Source organism: Ruegeria sp. BHSB064 (assembly GCF_059613205.1).
Genome location: NZ_JBXWSB010000177.1, coordinates 1 through 6898 on the forward strand (window position 1 = coordinate 1; position 6898 = coordinate 6898).

The following is a 6898-nucleotide window of genomic DNA, read 5'->3' on the forward strand; positions in this document are numbered from 1 at the left end:
CATGCTGCAGGACATCGCAATCCTGACCGGCGGTCAGGTCATCAGCGAAGATCTGGGCATGAAGCTCGAGTCCGTCACCATGGACATGCTGGGCACCGCCAAGAAGATCGAGATCACCAAAGACGAAACCACCATCGTCGACGGTGCTGGCGAGAAAGCCGAGATCGAAGCACGTGTTGCTCAGATCCGCACCCAGATCGAAGAAACCACCAGCGACTACGACCGTGAGAAGCTGCAAGAGCGCGTTGCCAAACTGGCAGGCGGTGTTGCCGTTATCCGCGTTGGCGGCATGACTGAAGTTGAAGTGAAAGAGCGTAAGGACCGTGTCGACGATGCTCTGAACGCAACCCGCGCTGCTGTTCAGGAAGGCGTGGTCGTTGGCGGCGGTGTTGCGCTGGTTCAGGCCGGCAAAGCACTGGACTCCCTGAAAGGTGCAAACGCTGATCAGGACGCAGGTATCAACATCGTTCGCAAAGCCATCGAATCGCCGCTGCGCCAGATCGCTGAAAACGCAGGCGTCGACGGTGCAGTTGTTGCTGGTAAAGTTCGCGAAAGCGAAGACGCCGCTTTCGGTTTCAACGCACAGACCGAAGAATATGGCGACATGTTCTCGTTCGGCGTAATCGACCCGGCCAAAGTTGTCCGTACCGCTCTGGAAGATGCGGCATCGGTAGCTGGCCTGCTGGTCACCACCGAAGCGATGGTCGCAGACCGTCCGGCCAAAGAAGGTGCGGCACCTGGCGGCGGCATGCCCGACATGGGCGGCATGGGCGGCATGATGTAAGCTGCTTAGGCTTTATTGCTAAGGAACGGGGTCGCCTTCGGGCGGCCCCGTTTCGTTTTGGCGCTGCAACCACCGACCAACCCGCAGAAATACTGACCGCCCTGCCAGCTTTCTTTTCTAAATTGATGGTCGCAATGCTACATTCGAAAAGGGTGCACAATTTCTTATGCCCCTTTCCAAGTTGCTATTTGGAAATTTTAACCAGTCACGCCGATCTGCGGACAGTTCTTTGCTTGCATGGCCTGTGTAATGGCGTCGTAGTTACCCTTAGCCGCTGCCAATTGGTCGGCATGATCTTGGGTCGCAGCCATTGCTAATGCGGCAGGCCAGAACAGAACCAGAGTCACGCCGGTGATAACGGCGTCATTCGTAGCCGATTTCTTCTGATCGGCCGTCAACTTATTTACGTTACTTGCAATCTGGTTGCGCTCGGCGTGCAACTGCTGACACGAACGCCCATCGAAGACTGATGGGCTGACATACGTTGCGCCAACCTTATCCGGCGACTGCGCGCAGGCAGAGACAACGGACAGAAGGGCAACGGCAGCAAAAAACCTGCGCATGAAATACTCCTTTTCAAACATGCGTTTACGGTACGGGATCACCATGGAAATGAGGCCTGACAATGGCAACCTCAGCCCTTTTCGATGTCTGAGTTGATTTGGTCAGCGAGCTTTGTTGTATGTGGGTGACCTGGTGTACTTCCTACCCAGCGAATGCTCTTCGCTGCGCAATGCGGCCAACCGGACCTTGATGAGTCTCTGGAACGCCGCGGCGTATAGAGTGAAAGCAGTTCGCCGTAATTGGTTGGACTGATGGTATTTCCCTGATGCTATGCGATTGAGTTTAGCAGCAATGCGCGTGAGTATCTGAAACCGATACTTGTCCGGTCCCGCGTTCACAGTAGTGGATCTTTATCTCTTTAACGCGTTCAGGCAGGCTGAGCCTTAAGGGGTCAGGTTGAGCGCCAATGGACAGCACTCTGGCCTAACCTAAACGGGGTTGACGGACCCTGTCCTGATGGCGTCCGCTATGGTCATGACGATAGATGAGGAAAAGGTGGACGATACGGTTCTGGCGTTGCTGTGGCTGACGCTGCATGATGAGCGGCGCGCCTGGAAGGGTTTTGACTGGGACGCGCTCGACCGATTGTACCACAAAGGTCTGATCCTGGACCCTAAAGGTAAGGCAAAGTCAGTGGTGCTGACAGAGGAGGGTCTGCGCCGATCAGAAACTCTCTTTGCAGAGCTTTTTGCGCGGGCACCCAAGCAATAGGGGATCCAACACGTAACCACCGAGATAATCTTCGCCGAGAAATGCCTGGCATCTGGCTGACAGCTGCAATTTACGCTAGGCCGACCCCGTCCGACAAACGATGAAGAAGGGTGCAGGTCAATGGCGCATGATCTTGAGGGGCTCATTAAGTTTGTTACCAGCGACGAGACCTGGCACCAGCGGCTTGCGGATGTTCTGGAAGAACATTTTCTGCCAGCCCTCGAAGCGTTCGACCTCGACTTCGAAGATCTGGGCGATCTGCTCGGTGACGACTGGCCAATGGTCTTGTGGGGTGGCGGGTTGGAAGACCTGCTGAACAGGACATTTGGAGCAGAAAATGAAAACGCCGCCGATGCGTATCTGAAGCGACAAGGATCGAAGGAGAATACACAAACCCGAACCTACATCGCTGGATTGCGCGATGCCCCAATCAGCCTGTACGAGGTCAGCGCAATCGTACCGGGCAAAACCATGGTGTTGAGGGACCTGCTTACAGACGTTGAGCCAATCAAAGTTCGGGAGCACAGCGCGACGCAGATGCTGCAACAATGGGATCGCATTGCCGTTCGGGTGGTCAGACAGGGCGATCACAGCGTAATCTCGGGCGCACTTCTCCCGTTTGATCCGGATGCAGTCGCGATGTTCGAAGACGGGCTTCGGACCGTCCTGAACTTGAAGGCAAATGATGAGCTGAGGCTGACACAGGATCAGTTACTGCGCTCAGCACCCCTCTTTGCCAATGCCTGGCTCTTCGCACATTTGCCAAACCTGCTGGATCCGGAGCCACCTCAAATTAGCAACAGCGATGGTGACGACCTCGTCTTTCATGAGCTGTGCTTCTCGCTTGCCAGTGGGGTCACGCAAAAACAGGTTTCGCAGAAGCTGTCTCAGGCCGCTGATCTGGTTGCCACTGGCCCGAAGGATTGGACCTGGCTTGCCGTGGATAAACCGGGCGGCACCCGGCGTGGCACTGGCCTGGTATTGGACAACGCGATGTCGGGCAACTCTGTTCTCGGGTCACTAACCCTCAAAGGCAAGGCTCTGACGCTGTCTGTGGACTCTGCTGCGCGGGCCGAACGCGGCGAAGCACTTGTCCGTGGCCTCCTCGGCGATCTGGTGAAGCCGCCACTGACGGCGATCCAGACCGTCGAACAGATGATGGCGGATGACAGCCTGCAAAGCGGAGTGGCAGAAGAAGAGGACATCCCCCCTGCCCTGGCCCGGCAGCTCGCCCAGGAGTATCTCGACCAACACTACCGTGATACGCTCGATCAGCCGATACCGGCCTTGGGTGACAAAACTCCCCGCCAGGCCAGTCGCAGTGCCGCAGGCAAGAAAAAAGTGATTGACTGGCTGAAGACAATCGAAAACCGCAGCGCCCGCCAGACTGGCTCGCCCGTTGCAGACTATGATTTCAGCTGGATGTGGGACGAGCTGGACCTGTCAGACCACCGAAAATGACAGATAGCCTGGACAATCGAGCCAGTCTACGGAAGCAGTTTGCTGGGCAGCTACCCTGAAGATACGCATCGAGCCATTCAAGTTTCACTCGAAACCAGGCAATCGAACTTGTCAGAAGTGTAACTATGCTACTGGTCGTTGACGTGCCCTACTGCCCACCCGCAATGTTAACTTTGCCCACAATCTTCGCACCGCTTTCGGTTGCCATAGTCCTGGCCTCTACATCAGCTTGAACATGTGAAGTCGATGCAATCTTCAGATCGTCACATTTCAGACGACCTTGATGCTTGCCTTCCATAACGATCTTTTTTGCCGACAGTGCACCGTCAACCGACCCGCCAACCTGAACAGTGATTGTATCAGCGCTGATGTCACCAACCACACGGCCTTTGACTTCAACGCCGCCCGCACTTGAAACGACATTGCCTTCGATTGTCAGGTCTTTTTCTACTATTGAGCTGGTCACATTGAGATCCTCTGACTGAGATAGCGGCGACCCTAAGACGGAAGCTGGGATTTGGCCACCTGCGTCTAAGGTGACCTAGTCTCGGGGCGAAGATTCGCCTTTAGCCACAGGCAATACTGCAGGACTGCTGTATTTGCATTTCCGGATGCTCTCTCTACTTGGCAAAGGCGCGCGCCAGAACCGAGCCCATACGCTGTGCGAATGCGGATGGGTCGATGGGGGCTTCACCTTCGACGATGCGGGCTTGATCCAGCAATAGATGGGCGGCGTCTTTCAACAGGTCGTCATCGTTCACATTCTCTTGCGTGGCACGGTCTGCCAGTTTGGTAACGATCGCATGGCTGGGGTTCAGCTCAAGAACGCGCGGGGCGCCGTGCTGCAACTGCCCGTGGCGTTTTAACAGGCGCTCCAGATTGACATCCATGTCCCCGTCATCGGCTATGAGGCAAACAGGGCTGTCGGTCAGACGATTCGAAGGGCGCACGTCTTTGACCGCTTCGCCCAGTTCGGCTTTAAACGCAGCGATCAGGGCAGAGAGATCAGCTTCTTCGGGCTTGTCTTCTTCCGGTTGGGCTTCATCTGTCTTGATCTCGTCGAGATCTGCTGTCCCGCGGGTGATGGACCTGAATGGCTTGCCGTCGAATTCCGTGATGTGCTGCAACCAGAACTCATCCACATGGTCGGACAGGAGCAGCACCTCGACCCCTTTGGCTTTGAAGCCCTCCAGATGTGGAGACTGGGCCAGTTTGGCCGGATCTTCGCCAGCGATGTAGAAGATCGCCTCTTGTCCCTCTTTCATGCGGGCCATGTAATCGGCAAGGCTTGTCAAGTCGCCGACAGCGGTGGATGCGAAGCGGCAAATCTCGAGGATCCGATCGCGGGGCGCGGCATCTTCGACCAGGCCTTCCTTCAGCACTGCACCGAAATTGCCCCAGAATGTTGCGTAGTCATCAGGTGCTTTGGTGGCTTTTTTCTTCAGCTCACTCAATACCTTCTTCGTGATCGATGTCTTGATCTTGGCGAGCTGCGGATCGGTCTGCAACATCTCTCGCGAAACGTTCAGAGACAGGTCCTGGCTGTCTACAACCCCGCGCAGAAAGCGCAGATACGCTGGTATCAGATCCTTCGTAGTCTCCGAAATGAAGACCCGGTTGACGTAGAGCTTCACATGGCTCTTGCGCTCGGGCTCAAAGAGATCGAACGGCTGGGTGCTGGGCACAAAAAGCAGGCTGGTGTGGTTGAGTGTGCCTTCGACCTTATTATGCATCACGTTCCACGGCGCATCAAAGGCGTGCGAGCAGTGACGGTAGAACTCGGTGTATTGCTCCTCCGAGATGTCCTTCGCAGGGCGGGTCCAAAGCGCTTCGGCTGAATTGAGCGTGTCTTCTCCAAGTTTGACCGGGAAGTTGATATGCTCGGAGTAGGTCTTGATGATGTGCCGAATACGGGCCTCTTCGGCAAACTCCTTGGCGTCTTTCTTGAGGTGCAACGTCACCGTAGTTCCGTTGGTCACGCGCTCGGTCGGCTCGATGGAGAACTCGCCCTTGCCGTCAGAAGACCAAAGCCAGGCCTCGCTCTCGCCTGCCTTGCGGGTCACGACATCGACCCGAGACGCCACCATGAATGCTGAATAAAAACCCACACCAAACTGGCCAATCAGGCCTGGCTTGTCTTTGTCGTCAGCCTTGAGCGCTTCAATGAAAGCACTGGTGCCAGATTTGGCAATGGTGCCAAGGGTTTCAAGCAGATCAGCGTGGTTCATGCCGATACCATTGTCCGAAATCGACAACGTCTTGGTCTTGGAATCAATCTCAAGCGTGATCGCAAAATCCTCGGATGGTGCGAGCGACGCGTCGGTCAGGGCAGCGTAGCGCAGCTTGTCACAGGCGTCGGATGCATTGGAGACGAGCTCTCGCAAAAACACCTCGCGGTTGGAATAGAGCGAACCTGCGACAATTTCCAAAAGCTGGCCCACTTCGGTCTGGAAGGAAAATGTTTCTTTCTCAAGGGTCTCTGTCATGGCTCGTAACTCCTATTGGCAATCGCGGCGCAAACTAATGATCTATCATGCCGGTTTCAACTAGCCCCAAGGGCCACCTCTCGAAGGTTGGGCACTGCTTCTCTGCTCTTTGGCATCACCAAGTGACCGCAGCTTGGCGATGCGCTTTTCAATTGGCGGGTGTGTGGCAAAAAGGCTATCCACCGCCTGCATATGAAGCGGGTTGACGATGAACATATGCGCCGTGGCCGGGTTACGTTCGGCAGCAATATTGTCGATCCGACCAGAGAGCTGGCCCAATCGGGCGAGCGCCGAGGCCAACCAATCGGGATTGCCGCAGATCGCGGCTCCTTCGGCGTCCGCCTCATATTCGCGTACCCGGCTGATCGCCATCTGCACCATGCCCGCAGCCAGGGGCGCAAGGATCATCATCGCGATAGTACCGACAATACCCAAAGGCCTGTCGCGCCCGCCGCCAAAGAAGATCGCGAAATTCGCCAGCATCGAAACTGCCCCGGCCAGGGTTGCGGTGATGGTCATCGTAAGCGTATCGCGGTTTTTGATATGCGCCAGCTCATGAGCAACAACAGCAGCCACCTCTTCGCGGCTCATGTTGCTCAACAGGCCGCGCGTGACTGCGACTGCGGCATTCTCCGGATTGCGCCCAGTCGCAAATGCGTTGGGCTGCTCGGTCTCCATCATGTAGAGCGCGGGCATGGGCATACCGGCCCCTCGGGCCATCATTTCGGTCATATTCCACAGCTCCGGTGCCGAGCGCGCATCAACGCGCCGCGCACCATGCATACGCAGGACGGCTTTGTCCGAATTCCAGTAGGAGAAGAAGTTCATCGCAAATGCGAGGCAGAGCGCGATGACAAGGCCCACCTCACCGCCCAGCATGAGCCCGATGACA

7 protein-coding genes are annotated in these 6898 nt (G+C 56.2%); 3 read left to right on the forward strand and 4 right to left on the reverse strand.

Annotated features, from left to right (window positions below; genetic code table 11):
• Positions 1–784 (forward strand): chaperonin GroEL (gene groEL, locus AC2FNU_RS23140; RefSeq protein WP_496793248.1); only part of this gene is annotated, 784 nt, incomplete at its 5' end.
• A gap of 197 nt (positions 785–981) precedes the next feature.
• On the opposite strand, the gene AC2FNU_RS23145 is transcribed toward groEL, so the two are convergent.
• Positions 982–1347, reverse strand: coding sequence for a hypothetical protein (locus tag AC2FNU_RS23145; RefSeq protein ID WP_496793253.1), 366 nt, complete (start codon positions 1345–1347; stop codon positions 982–984).
• A 457-nt stretch (positions 1348–1804) separates the two neighbouring features.
• Here AC2FNU_RS23145 and AC2FNU_RS23150 point away from each other — a divergent pair, with 457 nt between their 5' ends.
• Together AC2FNU_RS23150 and AC2FNU_RS23155 are read left to right on the forward strand one after the other, a co-directional pair.
• Positions 1805–2059, forward strand: a complete 255-nt coding sequence (locus AC2FNU_RS23150; protein WP_496793257.1) for a DUF6429 family protein — start codon at positions 1805–1807, stop codon at positions 2057–2059.
• Positions 2060–2179: 120 nt separating this feature from the next.
• On the forward strand, positions 2180–3520 hold the full coding sequence (locus tag AC2FNU_RS23155; RefSeq protein ID WP_496793262.1) for a DUF7986 domain-containing protein: 1341 nt from the start codon (positions 2180–2182) through the stop codon (positions 3518–3520).
• A gap of 148 nt (positions 3521–3668) precedes the next feature.
• On the opposite strand, the gene AC2FNU_RS23160 is transcribed toward AC2FNU_RS23155, so the two are convergent.
• From AC2FNU_RS23160 to htpX, 3 genes are all read right to left on the reverse strand, one after another.
• On the reverse strand, positions 3669–3986 hold the full coding sequence (locus tag AC2FNU_RS23160) for a bactofilin family protein (protein WP_299987059.1): 318 nt from the start codon (positions 3984–3986) through the stop codon (positions 3669–3671).
• A 154-nt stretch (positions 3987–4140) separates the two neighbouring features.
• Positions 4141–6006, reverse strand: coding sequence for a molecular chaperone HtpG (htpG, locus tag AC2FNU_RS23165; RefSeq protein ID WP_496793266.1), 1866 nt, complete (start codon positions 6004–6006; stop codon positions 4141–4143).
• Between the two features lie 60 nt (positions 6007–6066).
• Entirely contained in the window at positions 6067–6894 is an 828-nt protein-coding gene (gene htpX / locus AC2FNU_RS23170) for a zinc metalloprotease HtpX (protein WP_496793269.1), read from the reverse strand.
• Between the last annotated feature and the right edge of the window lie 4 nt (positions 6895–6898).